General features: G+C 49.7%; 10 protein-coding genes and 1 tRNA gene. 9 read left to right on the top strand and 2 right to left on the bottom strand.

All coding sequences use genetic code 11. The annotated features are described in order from the left end of the window. Window positions 1-131 precede the first annotated feature (131 nt). The 5 genes from ACU70B_RS09575 to spoIVA all read left to right on the top strand — a co-directional run bounded on the left by ACU70B_RS09575 (window position 132) and on the right by spoIVA (window position 6,094). Complete coding sequence (locus ACU70B_RS09575; RefSeq protein WP_447183321.1) at window positions 132-1,433, top strand: DUF512 domain-containing protein; 1,302 nt, start codon at window positions 132-134, stop codon at window positions 1,431-1,433. Between the two features lie 30 nt (window positions 1,434-1,463). After that, the gene (gene der, locus ACU70B_RS09570) at window positions 1,464-2,786 is read left to right on the top strand and encodes a ribosome biogenesis GTPase Der (protein ID WP_447183320.1); all 1,323 of its coding nucleotides are present in this window, start codon (window positions 1,464-1,466) and stop codon (window positions 2,784-2,786) included. Window positions 2,787-2,807: 21 nt separating this feature from the next. Beyond that, complete coding sequence (plsY, locus tag ACU70B_RS09565) at window positions 2,808-3,395, top strand: glycerol-3-phosphate 1-O-acyltransferase PlsY (RefSeq protein WP_447183319.1); 588 nt, start codon at window positions 2,808-2,810, stop codon at window positions 3,393-3,395. A 20-nt stretch (window positions 3,396-3,415) separates the two neighbouring features. Then, the gene (locus ACU70B_RS09560; protein WP_447183318.1) at window positions 3,416-4,447 is read left to right on the top strand and encodes an NAD(P)H-dependent glycerol-3-phosphate dehydrogenase; all 1,032 of its coding nucleotides are present in this window, start codon (window positions 3,416-3,418) and stop codon (window positions 4,445-4,447) included. A gap of 168 nt (window positions 4,448-4,615) precedes the next feature. Then, window positions 4,616-6,094, top strand: a complete 1,479-nt coding sequence (gene spoIVA, locus ACU70B_RS09555) for a stage IV sporulation protein A (RefSeq protein WP_447183317.1) — start codon at window positions 4,616-4,618, stop codon at window positions 6,092-6,094. 64 nt (window positions 6,095-6,158) lie between these two features. On the opposite strand, the gene ACU70B_RS09550 is transcribed toward spoIVA, so the two are convergent. After that, window positions 6,159-6,818, bottom strand: a complete 660-nt coding sequence (locus tag ACU70B_RS09550; protein WP_447183316.1) for a hypothetical protein — start codon at window positions 6,816-6,818, stop codon at window positions 6,159-6,161. A gap of 204 nt (window positions 6,819-7,022) precedes the next feature. Between ACU70B_RS09550 and ACU70B_RS09545 the strand changes: the two genes are divergently transcribed. The 4 genes from ACU70B_RS09545 (at window position 7,023) to ACU70B_RS09530 (ending at window position 10,167) form a co-directional block, all read left to right on the top strand. Continuing rightward, window positions 7,023-7,463, top strand: a complete 441-nt coding sequence (locus ACU70B_RS09545; protein ID WP_447183315.1) for an ACT domain-containing protein — start codon at window positions 7,023-7,025, stop codon at window positions 7,461-7,463. 17 nt (window positions 7,464-7,480) lie between these two features. Beyond that, complete coding sequence (locus ACU70B_RS09540; protein ID WP_447183314.1) at window positions 7,481-8,770, top strand: homoserine dehydrogenase; 1,290 nt, start codon at window positions 7,481-7,483, stop codon at window positions 8,768-8,770. Window positions 8,771-8,772: 2 nt separating this feature from the next. Further along, entirely contained in the window at window positions 8,773-10,008 is a 1,236-nt protein-coding gene (locus ACU70B_RS09535; RefSeq protein WP_447183313.1) for an aspartate kinase, read from the top strand. A gap of 81 nt (window positions 10,009-10,089) precedes the next feature. Beyond that, window positions 10,090-10,167, top strand: a tRNA-Pro gene (locus ACU70B_RS09530). A gap of 202 nt (window positions 10,168-10,369) precedes the next feature. Here the strand turns inward: ACU70B_RS09530 and ACU70B_RS09525 are convergent. Next, window positions 10,370-17,299 (bottom strand): Ig-like domain-containing protein, encoded by a 6,930-nt coding sequence (locus tag ACU70B_RS09525; protein ID WP_447183312.1) that lies wholly within the window; start codon window positions 17,297-17,299, stop codon window positions 10,370-10,372. Window positions 17,300-17,367 lie beyond the last annotated feature (68 nt).

The raw sequence follows: 17,367 nt of genomic DNA, 5'->3' as shown, positions 1-17,367 counted from the left end.
GAGGACGGGGTTACGGACAGACTTCGCAGAGAGCGTACCGCCCCCGCTTCTCTGATATGTCTATATTTACTTGCGGTTGGACTGGTTTTATTGGATAATGTTTACGAGTATGCACCAGCAGGAGGATCATTGTGAGTGCTCCCATTATAGATGTAAGCACCGGCAGTATTGCTGAAGAAATGGGCATAGAGGCAGGCGATAGCCTGGTATCTATAAACGGTCAGGAAATTGAGGATATCATAGACTATCAGTTTCACTCCCAGGATGATTTGATCGTCCTGGAAATTAAAAAAGCCGACGGCGAGTTATGGTCGCTGGAGATTGAAAAAGACTGGGATGAAGAGCTGGGCCTGGTTTTTGACGATGTTATATTTGACCGGATGAGGGTATGCCGAAACCGTTGTTTATTCTGTTTTGTCGACCAACTGCCGCCGGGAATGCGCCAAACGCTTTACATAAAAGATGACGATTACCGCTATTCCTTTCTTTATGGCAATTATATAACCCTGACCAATCTAAAGGAGAAGGACTGGCGTAAAATCATTGGCCTGCATCTAAGCCCGCTTTATGTTTCGGTCCACTGTATGGAGCCGGAATTAAGGGCAAAGATTTTAGGAAGTAAACGGGCGGCAGGTATCCGCAAGGATTTACAGCGTTTATATGATGCGGGTATCAAGGTTCATACCCAGATAGTTTTGTGCCCGGGAATTAATGATGGGGCGGTGTTAGAGCAAAGTATAGAGGAACTGGCCGCCTTCTATCCCTGTGTCCAATCGGTTGGGATTGTTCCGGTGGGGCTTACCGGTTATCGGGCCGATCTTTTTGCTTTGCAGGCATTTACGGCAGGGCAGAGCCGGGATTTGATTCAGCTGGTTGACACCTATCAATCAGAATATAGAAAATCAATGCCAGGCGGCTTTGCCTATCTGGCTGACGAATTTTATATTAAAGCGGGGGATAACATCCCCCCGGCCTGTTATTACGACGATTACTGCCAAATTGAAAATGGCATTGGCCTGGCCCGGGTCTTCCTGGACGAATTCGCTGCCCTGGAAGAATCCCTTCCCCAACAGATAGCTGACCGGGAAGCATATATTGTCACCGGCATATCAGCTATCCCCATACTGGAAAGGCCATGGCGGCGTCTGAGTCAGATCAAAGGTTTAACCCTGGGTTTATTGCCGGTAGAAAACCGTTTTTTCGGAGGCAATGTAACTGTTACCGGCCTGTTGACCGGCAGGGACATAATGGATGCCTTGGGCGATAAATATAAGGGTAAGCGGGTAATTCTGCCGGAGATTATATTCAGGGAAGGCTATGATATCCTGCTCGACGATATTGGCCTGGATGATATACGCCGGCGTACCGGAGCCGATATTCATACAGTTGACGGCAGCGCCGAATCCTTGGTTCAAGCTGTTTTAGGATTTTGAATTAACGTTTAGCAATCGGAGGAATGGTGAATGGCGAAACCGATAGTGGCCATAGTTGGTCGGCCCAATGTTGGCAAATCGACCCTTTTTAACCACCTTATCGGCCAAAGAAAGGCTATAGTGGAGGATGTCCCGGGAGTTACCCGGGATCGGCTCTATGATAATTGCGATTGGACCGGGCGGGAGTTTATGGTCATAGACACCGGAGGCATTCGCTTTGAGGAAGGTGACATCTTCGCCCGCGAGGTCAAATTGCAGGCTGAATTGGCCATAGAAGAAGCCGATGTGATTCTCTTCGTGGTTGACGCCCGGGAAGGGATAAGTGCTGAGGACGAACAGGTGGCGAACCTGCTGCGCAGATCCGGCAAGCCGGTGGTTCTGGCTGCCAATAAAGTGGAAAATTTTGACCGGCAGCTGGAATACTACGAGTTCTATAAACTGGGTTTGGGCGATCCCATACCGGTTTCAGCCATGCACGGCCTTAATACCAACGACCTTCTGGATGAAGTGGTAGCTTGTTTCGCTCCGGCCCAGACCTATGAGGAGGATGACAATGCCATTAAGATTGCCATTGTAGGCCGCCCCAACGTGGGTAAATCTTCACTGGTAAATGCATTCCTGGGTGAGCAGAGGGTGATCGTCAGCGATATCCCCGGTACCACCCGCGATGCTATCGACACTCCTTTCAGGTACGACGGCACTGACTATATCCTGATTGATACTGCGGGGATCAGGAAAAAATCCCGTATCAAGGAAGCTACTGAACGCTACAGCGTAATCCGTTCCCTAAAAAGCATAGAGCGGGCCGATGTGGTTCTGGTTATGCTTGATGCCACGGCCGGGGTGATTGAGCAGGATCAGAGGATTGCCGGTTATGTGCACGAAGCGGGCAAGGCTAATATTATTGTGGTTAACAAATGGGACCTGGTGGAAAAAGACGGGCACACTATGAACAAGTTTGATAAAGATATCAGGCAAGACTTGAAATTCCTGGCCTATGCACCTCTTATGTATGTTTCCGCCCTCACCAAACGTCGGATATTCAAGCTTCTGGAACTGGTCGATTTTGTTGCCGAACAGCATAGCCGCCGTATAAATACGGCCGAATTAAACCGGGTGGTTAATGAAGCCATGATGTTAAACCCCCTGCCGGGAGGGGGAGGGAAAAAAGTGAAAATCTATTATACCACCCAGGTTCGCACGGCTCCGCCGACCTTTGTTTTTTTTGCCAATCAGCCGGATAGCGTTCATTTTACTTATCTGCGCTATCTGGAAAACGTTTTGCGGCAGAATTTTGGTTTCGAAGGTTCTCCTATCCGTCTATTGGTTCGTCAGAAGAGCGGAAAAGACTAGACAAGCATAGGGGGGTTGGGTTTGAGAGAATTCTTGTTGATACTGCTGTGTTACCTTATTGGCTCTATACCGTTCTCCTATATTGCAGCCCGGGTTCTGGCCCATACTGACGTACGTACCCGGGGGAGCGGCAATGTAGGAGCAACCAATGTATTTCGCACCTCAGGGACCGGGGCGGCATTGCTGGCTCTGGCGGGAGACCTGATAAAAGGCGTGCTGGCAGCATGGCTGGGTTTAACCCTGGGCGGGTTACTTTTGGCTGCGCTTTGTTCACTGGCTGCGGTCATAGGGCATTGTTATCCTCTGTTTTTAAGATTCCGTGGGGGCAAGGCGGTAGCCACAGCCGGGGGGGTAGTGCTGTGGCTTATGCCTAAAGTCGTAATTATTCTGCTTTTGATATTTATAGCAGTGGTCTATGTCAGCCGCTACGTATCCCTGGCATCGATAGCGGTGGCTGTTTTACTTCCTGTTATTGCCTTGATGCTGCACAACCCCTGGGAGTACATCCTGTTAAGCGTCTTAATGGCAGCGTTGGTAGTGTATCGGCACCGGGAAAACATCAGAAAGCTGAGGCAGGGCACCGAAGCTCGAATAGGAGATAGGGCCTAACCATAGTTGTGGAGGTAATTATGGACAGAATCGCAGTTCTGGGAGCAGGCAGCTGGGGTACGGCTCAGGCCATCCTGCTCAGCGGCAAAACCAGGCAGCTTGCTCTTTGGGGCAGAGCTGAAGACGGATTGGAATCAATAATGAAAGAGCGGGAAAACAAAAAGTTCCTGCCTGGAGTAATCCTCCCCGATAATATTGAAGTGGTAAATGAGCTGGCCGCAGCCGTTGCCGGTGCAGAATTGATAGTGCTGGCCGTACCCTCTCAAGCCTTGCGGTCAGTATTAAAACTGCTGCAGCCGCTGCTTAGACCGGAAACGGTCATGGTCAATACCGCCAAAGGGCTGGAGATCGAAACCGGTATGCGGATGAGCCAGGTGACAGCGGATGTTTTGGGAGAGGATATATTACAGCGCTATGTAGTTTTATCCGGTCCCAGCCATGCCGAGGAAGTGGCCCGCAGGGTGCCAACGGTAGTCACGGTAGCCTCTCCTGCTCGTGATACTGCTTTTTTGGTTCAGGATACATATATGTCACCGGTGTTTCGGGTCTACACCAACCCCGATGTTGCAGGCGTGGAGCTGGGTGGGGCGCTAAAGAACATAGTAGCATTGGCAACCGGTATGTGCGATGGTTTGGGATTCGGAGACAATACCAGAGCTGCCTTGATGACCCGGGGCCTCACGGAAATAACCCGCATGGGGGTAGCCATGGGGGGGGATTACCGTACCTTTTCCGGTCTCAGCGGCATGGGGGATCTGGTTGTCACCTGCGCCAGCAAATACTCCCGCAACCGCAGGGCGGGCGAGCTCTTGGGGCGGGGTTACAGCATGGAGCAAGCCTTGCAGGAGATAGGTATGGTGGTGGAAGGCGCTCACACCGTTCGCGTAGTTAATACCGTTGCCGAGCGTCTCAGGGTGGAGATGCCCATAAGCCGGGCCTGCTACGGCATCCTATATGAAGCCCGGTCGACCCGGGAAACGGTTGAAATGCTGATGAAAAGGCGAAGAAAACATGAACTCGAAGAAATTGCGGTAAATATAAAAGGGTGGTAAAGGCTAAAAAGTGTGAAATCAAACACACTTTTTTTCTTTTCTGGTTATATTACCTGAATTTGATAAATATATTTATACTGTTATAGCGCAACCATGATTAAGGGGTATCCGTATTATCGAAGGGAGGGTGCCTTAAAAAGTCTAAATCCAAGGGAGGGAAAAAGAGAAGTGGAAGGAAACATTATCTTAAATGATATTGCTGAAAGAACTGGAGGCGATATCTATCTGGGAGTAGTAGGCCCGGTCAGAACCGGCAAATCAACGTTTATAAAAAGATTTATGGAAATGATGGTGATACCGAATATAAAAGACATTTACGACCAGGAACGGGCCAAAGACGAGCTTCCTCAGAGCGGTGCGGGGAGAACAATCACTACTACGGAGCCCAAATTTGTGCCCAACGAAGCAGTAGAAATCAGTACCACCAACGGTATCAGCCTGAAGGTGAGAATGGTAGACTGCGTTGGCTATACCGTTGAAGGCGCACTGGGCTACGAAGAAGATGAAGAACCTCGTATGGTAAGAACTCCCTGGTTTGACTATGAGGTTCCCTTCGAGGAAGCAGCCGAAATAGGAACCAGGAAGGTTATTGCCGACCATTCCACCATCGGTCTGGTAATCACTACCGACGGCAGCATCAGCGATATCCCCAGAAGCAGCTATGAGGAACCGGAGGAAAGGGTAGTCAACGAACTGAAAGAGCTGAACAAACCGTTCATTATCATACTGAACTCTACCCGTCCCTATGACCGGGAAACCCTGAATCTGGCCGAAGAGTTAAGTGACAAGTATGGCGTTAGTGTTATACCTGCGGATGTAGCCTTAATGTCGGTAGATCAAATGCTGGGAGTACTGGAGGAAGTCCTCTACGAATTCCCGGTGCAGGAAGTAAACATCAAACTGCCCCGCTGGGTTGATGAGCTGGATGAAGAGTTCTGGCTGCGGGAGAACCTGGAAGACTCCATCAGGGAGGTGCTCAGCGGAATCAAAAAGGTACGGGACATCGACCGTGCCATCGAAAAACTATCGGATATCGAAAACATAAGTTATGTCAGCCTGGAGGAAATGAGCCTGGGTACCGGCACCGCTTCCATTGACGTAACCGTACCGGAAGAACTGTTTTACCGCTCCTTAAGTGATGTGAGCGGTTTTAGCGTGGAAGGAACCCATGACATCATGCGGCTGATGAAAGACTTGAGCATTGCCAAAAAAGAATTTGACAAGGTATCATCAGCCTTGGACGAGGTCCGCGAAACCGGCTACGGGGTAGTTACCCCCAGGCTGGAAGAGATGTTTTTGGAAGAACCCGAACTTATAAGGCAGGGAAGCCGGTTTGGGGTCAAACTGAAAGCCAAAGCCCCATCCCTTCATATAATCCGGGCTGATATAACCACTGAGATTACACCCATAATCGGTACCGAAAAGCAGTGTGAGGAACTGGTACGCTACATGCTGGATGAGTTCGAGGAAGATCCCACCAAGATTTGGGATTCCAATATCTTCGGCAAATCCCTGCATGACCTGGTACGGGAAGGCATACAAAATAAACTGCACCGGATGCCGGAAAACGCCCAGGTTAAACTCCAGGATACCCTGCAAAGAATTGTCAACGAAGGCAGCGGCGGTTTAATCTGTATAATAATATAGTAATTAAGAGGACTTTTTCAAGGGGGTCTGCCCGCAAGGCAGGCCCTTTTTATTTATCTGGTGGTTAATCCCGGCCAGGCTCTGTCGGCATCAGGGGACAGTCGTAATACTTGAGCCGGTATTTCTTATCCATCGCCAGTTTTTCAGCATCAGCGTGATAATGGGGGTCAACCAGACACAGGGCCGGGTTGTCTTTCAAGTCATCCATACCGGCCCTGGTTCCATTAACCAGAATACCGTAAACCATTAAATCGGTACTATTAACGGCAGAGTCAAAATAAAGCTCGGCTATGTTATCCAGAGCCTGTCCTATGTTATTATTCTCCACTTTATGGTTGGGGTTTTGGTTGCCGCAATCCTTTGGCGCAGTGGCCCAGATTCCTGAAACCGCAAGATGGTTAGCCTTGATGAACGCCCTTAACTGCTCATTAGTCAAATAGTTACGAAAAACCAGCAGGGCTTCAATACTGCTGTCAGCATTGTCCGCGGCCAGGCGGGTTAGTACATCCGAGCGCTCCTCTATGTATGATTCCAGGGTTTGCCGCTCCGGGGGACAGCCGATCATTACGTTTACTATCTTTTCCCCCTCATCCAGTCCGAACGACGGAGACTGTCCCCACCAATTGCCGTAAGTAAAAGCTGATATGATGCCACTGATAAGTAGAACCCCAATTACGATTAGTATCCTCTTGCTGATTTTTGCCCGCATAAAACCGTGTTCCATGACCAGCCTCCCGGTATGCCCAAAAATATCATTCTAATTATACTCCAATTCGGTGAAAGTGTTGTGAAAAACAGGATGCTCCTCCGGCTACCAGACAACATCCCCTATCCTTAAAAGAGGATTGCGGCAATTTTCGGATAATGTTATAATGTCCGCATACGAAAGATTAAATTCCACCCAGCATGGACGGGAGGTGGTTTTTTATTGCCTGAAAAGAAGTACTACCTGGTCCGGGAGGACATTTTACCTGAATCAATACAAAAGACCGCAGCGGTGAAAGAAATGCTGATCCGGGGAGAAGCGGACAATATCCAGGATGCCGTGGACAGACTGGGCATAGCCAGGAGCACTTACTATAAATATAAAGACGGGGTTTTCCCCTTTTTCAATGCCGACAATATGGCTATTATCAATATTTCCTTGCTGCTTAAACATATTTCAGGTATTCTATCAGGGGTATTAAATTGCATTGCCCAGCTGCAGGGCAATGTCTTGACTATCAACCAGAATCTGCCCCTGCATGGGGTAGCTTATGTCACCCTGTCTATCAGTATCGAAGAAATGACGGTAGCAGTAGATGAACTGCTGGCTCGTCTGCAGAGCCTGAATGGCGTTATCAGCACTGAGATAGTCGGAAAAAGTTGATAGCTAGGAGGTAGGAAATGATCAACATTGGACTGCTGGGCTGCGGGACGGTTGGTTCCGGAGTGGTGGAACTGCTGCGGAAAAATGCCGAAGCCATTGCCCGAAGAACCGGAGATAATATTGCTGTTAAAAGGGTGCTGGAAAAGGAACCGGATAAATGCCGTACCCTGGGTCTTCCTGAAAATATGCTTACCGGGGATATTGATGCCATATTAAACGACCCGGATATCAACATTGTAGTGGAATTAATCGGGGGGATAGAACCTGCTTTTACCTTTATTATTAAAGCCATGCAGGCGGGCAAGCACGTAGTTACTGCCAATAAAGACCTTATAGCGGTAAAAGGCAGGGAACTTTTTGAAACAGCAGGGGAGAACGGGATTGATTTCTACTTTGAAGCCAGTGTCGGCGGCGGAATACCGGTTGTATACCCCTTGAAACAATCTCTGGCGGGCAATTGCATCCAGGAAGTAATAGGCATACTGAATGGAACCACCAACTACATCCTTACTAAAATGAGTCAGGAGGGACGGGAATTCAGCCAGGTTCTGGCTGAAGCCCAGCAGATGGGATATGCCGAGTTTGACCCGACCGCTGACATAGAGGGCCTGGATGCCGCGCGTAAAATAGCCATACTTTCTTCCATAGCCTTTAACAGCCGGATTACCCTGGATGATGTTTATGTAGAGGGGATCACCTCCATAACCCCGGCCGATATCACATATGCCCGGGAACTGGGCTATGTCATCAAACTTTTGGCCATCGCCAAAGAGGATGAGGCCGGACGGGTACAAGCTCGGGTGCACCCGGCTTTTTTACCGGTCAACCATCCGCTGGCTTCCGTCAATGACGTTTTCAACGCGGTTTTTGTCCGAGGCGATGCTGTGGGTGAAATTATGCATTTTGGCCGGGGAGCAGGGAAAATGCCTACCGCCAGCGCCGTGGTCGGGGATATAATAGAAATCGGACGCAACCTGCTGCACCAGTCCAATGCCCGTATCGGCTGCACCTGTTATGAAAACAAAACCATAGTAGGAATCGAGGAACTGCAGGCCAAATACTATGTAAGGATGACCGTAAAGGATCGTCCCGGGGTGCTGGCAGGGATTGCCGGCGTTTTCGGCAACAACAATGTGAGTATAGCCAGTGTGCTGCAAAAAACCAGTGAAGCCGATATGGCTGAACTGATAATGATAACCCACCAAGTACGGGAACAGGATTTGCGTGATTCATTAACGGTTCTTAAAGGCATGAGCATAGTTGGAGCAATCGACAATGTAATCAGGCTGGAGGGCAGTGGAGAATAGGAGTGAAAAAGGATTTGGCACGGATAGTATGTAAATTCGGCGGCAGCTCGGTAGCCGGCACAGAGAAAATAAAAAATGTGGCATTACGGGTGAAAAGCCTGCAGGAACAAGGCAATGAGGTGATCGTCGTGGTTTCAGCGATGGGAGATACTACCGACGATTTACTGGAGCTGGCAGCAGCCGTTGGCAATGACCTGAACCTGCGCGAAATGGATGCCCTGCTGGCCACGGGAGAACAGCAGTCGGCAGCCCTGCTGGCCCTTACCCTGGATAAAATAGGCTGCAAAGCTATTTCTCTGACCGGCTGGCAGGCAGGGGTCAAAAGCGACTCCAATTACAGTAAAGCCCGAATCAACGGTATAGATACCAGCCGTGTGGAAAAGGAATTGAGTTCCGGCAAAATAATAATCATTGCAGGTTTTCAGGGGCTATCCAGAGAAGGTGATGTCACCACTCTGGGCCGGGGCGGTTCTGATACCAGTGCCGTTGCTTTGGCGGCCAGCCTGGGGGCAAAACGCTGCATGATATTCACTGATGTGGAAGGAGTGTATACGGCTGATCCCCGGATAGTTAAAGATGCGAGTAAACTCCGGTCCATCTCCTACGAAGAAATGCTGGAGATGGCCAGTCTGGGTGCGGTGGTAATGCAGCCCCGGGCAGTTGAATTTGCCATGCTCTATAAGGTGGAGGTGGAAGTACGCAGCAGTTTTAACCTGGAACCGGGAACCATTATAACGGAGGTTGCGAATATGGAACAACAAAGAATCGTTACCGGAATTGCCCATGATATCAAATGCGCCAAGATAGGTATATTTGATTTGCCCGATAAACCTGGCGTGGCCAGCTTGATTTTTAATGATCTGGCCCGGGCCGGAGTAAACGTGGATATGGTAATACAGAGTGCCACCCGGGAAGAACATAATGATATAGCTTTTACTGTTTGCAGTGATGATCTGCCGCTGGCTTTGCCCGTAGTAGAGAAGCTGGTAGAAGAAATCGGCGCTTCGGGCATGGCTTACGGGGATAAGGTAGCCAAAGTTTCCATCGTGGGTGCGGGCATGCAGAGCAACCCCGGAGTAGCGGCTGCCATGTTCGCCGCCCTGGCTGATGAGAACATAAATATTGAGATGATAAGCACTTCCGAAATCAAGGTGTCATGCATCGTAGACGAGAGTAAGATAAAAGCTGCGGTAAAGGCGCTGCATAAACAGTTTGAACTGGAGCAGATCAACGGGTAATAAGGATTCATTATAAATGCCCGTTTAAAGCACAATCACTCTTGACGGGGTACTGCTTCTGGTGTACAATATTCCTTGCGTCGGGGTGTAGCTCAGTTTGGTATGAGCGCTACGTTGGGGACGTAGAGGCCGCTGGTTCAAATCCAGTCACTCCGACCATTTTTAAACTTAATCTTTGATATAATAGGAAGCCCAGCAGTGCTGGGCTTTTTGGTATTTCTGCGTGCCCAGCAGGCACGCACATTCTAGCCGGTGAAAGTCCGGGCGGGGTAGGTACCAAGGCGCCCCGTAGCTAAAGCAGGAAAACTATCCCGATTAAGTGGACGTCTTCCTGCTTTTTTGCGTACTTTATAGAACTCTTTTATTTCGAAATCAGATTATACAGCACTTGCGCCATCTCTGCTCTGGTGGTCGTAGCAGTCGGGATCAGCTTTCTGCCCGAGCCGCTGATAGTACCGGTTTTGACCAGCAAATCAATGGCGTCAATAGCCCATGAGGATACCTGTCCAGCATCGGTGAAGTCAGAGAGTATCTTGCCCGAATCTCCTTGCGGTAGCTGGCCAATGACCTTCAGCGTATTGTATAGCAATGTGAACATCTCCTGACGAGTGATTTCCTTGTCTGGCATATACATATTGTTACCTACGCCTGACGTAATCCCGAGCCGCTTTGCCGCCGCAAGATAGCCGGTGTAATAGGCGTTGCCAGCATCGGAGAAGTTATCCGTGGGGTTTGCAACAGGAGAAATGCCATAAGTTCTCATTGTCAGGACAATCAATTCGCCGCGGGTCAGCTTAGCGTTAGGGCTGTATTTGCCTCCGCCAGTACCTGTCGTGATTTCCCTTGCGGCGATGAAGCTCACCGCGTCTGAATACCAAGCGGTATTAGTCACGTCACTGAAGACTACTTTATTGAAAGCAACCGCATAGTCACTTAAATGAGTGGTGCTGAAGGTGACCATGCCTGTCGCCACATCATAGCGTCCGTTGGGAGTGGTGACAACGTTGCCGCTGCCGTCGATGTACCAGACGACGATGCTTTCAGGATTTGCAAGCTCCTCCGCAGTCGGCATATAGGGTATGGATACTGTTACCTGCGCAGCGGGATTGCTCCATTCGATCAGTCTTCCGTCAATGGACATTGTGATCCGGATGAGAGGTCTAACCCCGATGACGGCTTTCACCTTGTCAGGCAGATTGTTTTTATCTCCCTCTCCGATGGTGATTTGCGCCTTCTTTCCGTTCGTTCCTTTAATGCCTGTCAGCATATTAGACGGAACAATTATGCTCCCTTTTTCGGTATCAACGGTCAGACTGCCATGCGTATCGACCGTGGACAGATCCGGTATCGGTATGCCGACTGAATAGGTATCAACATTAGGAATGGAGGGTATCGTTATAATGGCGCTTTTCCCTTCGGACATCAGATTGCTTTGAGAACTTGCATCGACGGAGGCACTGCCGGAATGTCTGTCAACCGTTACCGGCAGTCTGGAGCCGGCGCCACCGGCTTTTACATCCGCTTGATATGTCTGCGTGGGCGTGGAATTCCCGCCACCGCCTCCTGTTGAAGGCGCCTGCGGCGTTACGCTGTTAGACGCCGCAGATGCCGCGCCTGTGCCTGCGCTGTTAGTCGCCGTTACGGTGAAGGTATATGCCGTACCGTTTGTAAGACCCGTCACTGTTATCGGACTTGCGTTCCCTGTGGCGGTAATACCTCCAGGACTTGCTGTAACGGTATAGCTGGTTATAGCCGCACCTCCGTCAGATGCCGGAGGTGTAAAGCTGACGGTGACCTGTCCGTTCCCCGCTGTCGCAGTACCGATTGTCGGCATGCCGGGAGCAGTGGGGATGATAATTTTATAATTTGCCGAGCAAGCTGTGCCGGTGCCGGCATTTCCTGCTGTGTCTGTTATTCCCGTAAGGTTCACAATAATTGTGTTAGTGTCGTCATTAACGCTGGCAGCAGTGAAGGCAGCGGTGTAGGTTACACCGCCGTCTGCCGAGCTTACGGCAGCCAAAATGCCGTTGTCAATCGTTATATCGTCGTTGGCAAAGCCGGTTACCACCTCTGAGAACGTGAAGGTCACGGTGCATGTCTGTCCTTGCGCCAAGGTGGCGCTGCTCATCGCCACTGTCGCCGTCGGATGCTTTGTATCAATCGCGTAATTATTGGACTCTGTTGTGCCGACGCCTTCGTTTCCAGCCGCGTCAAGCACGCCTGTATTATTCAGCGTAATCACATTGGCGTTATCTTCAATATCGGCTGCTGGCGTTAAAGTCGCAGTCCATGTGATTCCGCCGTCCATCGAGTTGACAATACTCAAACCGCCGTTCGCAATGGTCAGGTCGGCATTGGCAAAGCCGGTTACCGCCTCCGAGAAGGTGATGGTAACCATGGACGTTTCTCCTGCTTTCAAAGCGGTATCGGCAACTGTGATTTCTGCTGTGGGCGCCGTCGTATCAATAACAATCGCTTTATTGGCCCTTAGTGATCCCGGGGCACCCGGAGTGGGCAGAACAAGGCTTGCAGCAACGCCGCTGCTCGTTATGGAACCGCCGTTGAGCGTGAGGGAAGCGGTGCCCACATAATCCAAATCACCGCTGGTATCACCCGACTGAACGGTATAGTTGAAAGTTAATGTAGTTGTTCCCGAACCGGATGTATAGTTGATTGTCCTGTCCGTAGTGCCGGTTTCCAGAAGCAGTTGCGGGGTACCTGTTACCGTCACGGCCGCGTTGAATGTTATGGTAACGGCAATAACATCTCCTGCCTTGTAACTGCCGTCGGTCGTTGCACTTGAAACACTGACGACCACCGGAATATCGTCATCCAGAATGGTGATCGTCTGCTGCTGGACTCCGCTTTCAATGCCCTTCGAGACGCCGGCAATATCAATGATAATGGTTTCGTTGCCTTCCGGATCGGTATCCTGTATTGCCGTAATGCCTGTTACGGCATTGGCGGACAGGCTTCCGGCAGGAATGGTGATGGTCGTGCTTGCATTGTGGTTGTAATCGGTTCCGCTGGTTGCGGTTCCGGAATAGGACAGAGTAACAACTACGTCCTGGCTTGAAATTTCTGACAGCGTTGCTGTAATGGTTGACGTGCCCCCATTCTCTGCAATATTCGCGGAGCCGACGCTCAGGCTGACCGATGGGAAGGACTGGATTACAATGGCCTTGTTTGCTCCCAGTGATCCTGCCGTATTCGGTGCGGGCAGGGTCAAAACGGCGTTTGTGTCTCCGCGCTTAATGGTTCCGCCGTTAAGTGAAAGGGAATTTGTGGCTTTGTAATTTAGATTGGGAGACTCGTCTCCCGCCTGCGTCGTGTAGGTAAAGGTCAGCGTATTCGTTCCCGAGCCGATCGAATAATTGGCGGTTCTGTCAACCACGCCGGTTTCCAATGCCAGTTGAGGTGTGCCGGTGACCGTAACGGCATGACTAAATTCAACTGTAATTGCAATCGTTTCGCCGATGCCGTAAGTGCCGGCGTTATTCGTAGAGGTCACATTCGTTACGGTCGGAGCAATCGTTGTGATGTCGATATTGACGGTACCGAGGGAAATATCCCCGCCGCCGCCTGTGCCTGTGTATCCGCAGTCGTTTGCGATGAGGGTCAGGGTATCGGCATTGTTGCCGTGCGAGCCTTCTGCGCCTGTATACTGGATATTTGAGGCGGTATTCAGGTAAGTATCAATATTTGCGGCTGATCCGGTTAAGGTTAAAGTGGGCGTTCCCGAACCCGAAACGGTAATCCCGCCGCCTGATGTGGCCGAGAGTGTGCCGGAATTAACGGACAGAGTCAGCGTAATGCTGTTCCCGCCAGAATCGGCATCGGTCAGCGTGACAGCCGACAAATCAACATTGCTGGGCGTATTTTCTGTTACCGTTATATCAGAAGGCAACCCCGTTATAAACGGATCGTCGTTGGTTGGATTGACTGTAATACTAAATGTCGTTGCCCCGATAGTTCCGCCCGCTCCGTCGGAAGCGGTGAAGATGAAGCTGTCGGCCAGAGTCTCATTTCCGTTGTGGGTATATGTAATCCTGCTGTTGTTTATATCGTCTTGTGTAAAGGTTCCCCCGGCCGACATAGCAACACCGCTCTTATAAAGTGTTCCGTTGACAGGTGCTGTGCTTATTGTATAGGTTAGGGCGCTAACCCCGCTATCGATGTCGGTTACCTCAAGCGCAGATTGGGTAATGGTGACGGCTTCTCCCTCGTCTGCCGTTACCCCGGTGTTGCTCGCTATTACTGGCGCATCGTTCACTGGGGTTATGTTAATAGTAAAGGTATTTCCGGCAAGGGTGTTCATGCCGTCTGTGACCGAGAAGGTAATTTCATCCATGTTGTTTGCATTCGCATTTGGCGTATATGTAATCAAAGCTGTATCTATATCGGACTGCGTAAAGGTATCACCGGCATTTAATCCGGTGCCGCTTTTTTTCACAGTGCCCTTCACCGGCGCTGTGGTCAATGTATATATGGCAGAGCGTCCGGCGTTGACCGTTGTTTTCAGGTAAGTATTGGTGATGACCGTCGCGGTAGCGTCTTCATTAAGTGTTAGCGCGCTGTTAGTCGTGACAACCGGGTTTTCATAAGCATCGGTTACCGAAATGACAAAAGCTTTTTCATAATAAACGCCTGCCGCATCCGTCGTCCTGACACGGATACTGTAAGCGGATTTTGTTTCGTAATCAAAGACCGCGTTCGACCGCAGCTCGTTGCCTGCGATAGCAAAGCTGGCATTATCGTTATCGCCAATACCCGATACAAGCGAGTAGGTATGTGTATCGCCGGTATCAGCGTCAGTGGTGGTGAGTGTGCCGATTGTCGTGCCCGGGGCGGCGTTCTCCGCGATCGTGCTGCTCCCAAGAGATATCTCTGTCGGCGGCGCATTTGTCGTTCCTGGATTTGAGATCGTAAAGGAATCCAAGCCTATATTTGCTACATCTCCCGTTGTTGGGGCCGTTACCTGAAAGTCAAAGGAAACGATCCCTGTGATTCCGGTCAGGTCAATTGTTTCTAACGCCGCTTTGCTGTCGCCGGTAACGCTGGCTGTTACGGTGCTCCCGTTTGACTTATGCCCGATAATCGTGACGGTATAGGTTTTCCCGGTGCCCAAGACATCAAAAGTCATTGACGAGAGGTCAAACATACCTCCTGTAAACTGTTCAGCGGCTGCAATATTAAAGGAAACGGTAAGTGAGCCACTATTATTGATCCATATGCTTGTTGCATCACTGCCTAATGTGACGCTGCTGTTCCCCTGAATCGTGAATCCGTTATTAAGGTTCTCAACCCAGGCCGAATTGAGATCCTGCGTTAAAGCCGGATATTCTGTACCGGACTCCGCTTGGCCGGAAACGGATATCTTTGCCGTTACCGGTGTGCTGGTGCCGCCGTCGCCATCGCTGACAGTAATGGAAATGGTACGATGGCTTGCAGGTTCATCGGATGTATTCTTATATGTGATAGCCCTTAGCAGCTCAGTAGTCCTTGCAGGCGTCGCATTGGCGTTCAGAGTGATAATCAGAGACGTTCCGTTGGTGCCCCCGCTTATGGTTCCGATTTGACCGACTCCCGAATAGTTAACCACATTGCCTGACAATGAGATGTTTCCAATATTGCCGACAGACAGTTGATCTTGTGCTAAGGGTGTTCCGCTGTAGGAAACCGTAACCTGTCCTCCGTCAAAATCACCCGATTCATTGTCCGTAACTGCAACATCCGAATCGACCTGCAGGAAGTCTGCATTGACAGCATTCTCCAAGTAAGTGACATCGCTGAAACCTGATATGACGGGCGAGGTGTTAATATTGCCCGCTGATTGTGGATTTGCAATTGTGAAGGAATCCAATCCTATATTTACTACATCTGCCGTTGTTGGGGCCGTTACCTGAAAGTCAAAGGAAACGATCCCTGTGATTCCGGTCAGGTCAATTGTTTCTAACGCCGCTTTGCTGTCGCCGGTAACGCTGGCTGTTACGGTGCTCCCGTTTGACTTATGCCCGATAATCGTGACGGTATAGGTTTTCCCGGTGCCCAAGACATCAAAAGTCATTGACGAGAGGTCAAACATACCTCCTGTAAACTGTTCAGCGGCTGCAATATTAAAGGAAACGGTAAGTGAGCCACTATTATTGATCCATATGCTTGTTGCATCACTGCCTAATGTGACGCTGCTGTTCCCCTGAATCGTGAATCCGTTATTAAGGTTCTCAACCCAGGCCGAATTGAGATCCTGCGTTAAAGCCGGATATTCTGTACCGGACTCCGCTTGGCCGGAAACGGATATCTTTGCCGTTACCGGTGTGCTGGTGCCGCCGTCGCCATCGCTGACAGCAATGGAAATGGTACGATGGCTTGCAGGTTCATCGGATGTATTCTTATATGTGATAGCCCTTAGCAGCTCAGTAGTCCTTGCAGGCGTCGCATTGGCGTTCAGAGTGATAATCAGAGACGTTCCGTTGGTGCCCCCGCTTATGGTTCCGATTTGACCGACTCCCGAATAGTTAACCACATTGCCTGACAATGAGATGTTTCCAATATTGCCGACAGACAGTTGATCTTGTGCTAAGGGTGTTCCGCTGTAGGAAACCGTAACCTGTCCTCCGTCGAAATCAGCCGATTCATTGTCCGTAACTGCAACATCCGAATCGACCTGCAGGAAGTCTGCATTGACAGCATTCTCCAAGTAAGTGACATCGCTGAAACCTGATATGACGGGCGAGGTGTTGCCGCTGCCTGTCTGATTTGCAATTGTTAATCCCTGGAATTCAATATCAGCTATTTTTGTACTTATATTTTGTACCGTGATCCGAAATTTAGTAATCTGGGTAAAATCAATTCCCGAAAATTGTTTTGTCAGCTCAGTGCCGGAGGTCCATGAAAAGTTTTTGCTTACTTCGGAGCCATCGCTTTTTTTTGTGCCTGTAACTGTAAATTCAAATGTGATTGCTGGATTTTCATATTTCCCCAGAGTAACTGAGGTCAAATCAAAAGCTTCCAGTCCTTCACCGGGGTTTGCAGTAAATTCTATCCATTCATTGCTTGTTGCCGTCGAATCAATCCAAATTGAATTATTCTCATATTTGATTTTATCAGAACCTAATGATGAATTCGGTTCAAAAAAGCCATTAGTCGCGTCTGTTTTCCAGGATAAATTCAACTCCTGAGTAGCTAAGACTTCCGCGTTTGCTGGCAGCGTCAGGGTTGTCATCAGACTGATCACTATCGCCATGACTAAGAAGAAAGAAAACAGCTTTCGTTGAATAATGATTTTCATTACTATTCCTCCATGCTCATTGGATTGTATTATAAGTCAAATAAAAACTGAGGACTTCCAAGCCTCTC

Source organism: Syntrophomonas curvata (assembly GCF_052976825.1).
Note: the sequence above shows the minus strand (reverse complement) of the source record. Positions and strands in the feature narration are given on the sequence as shown.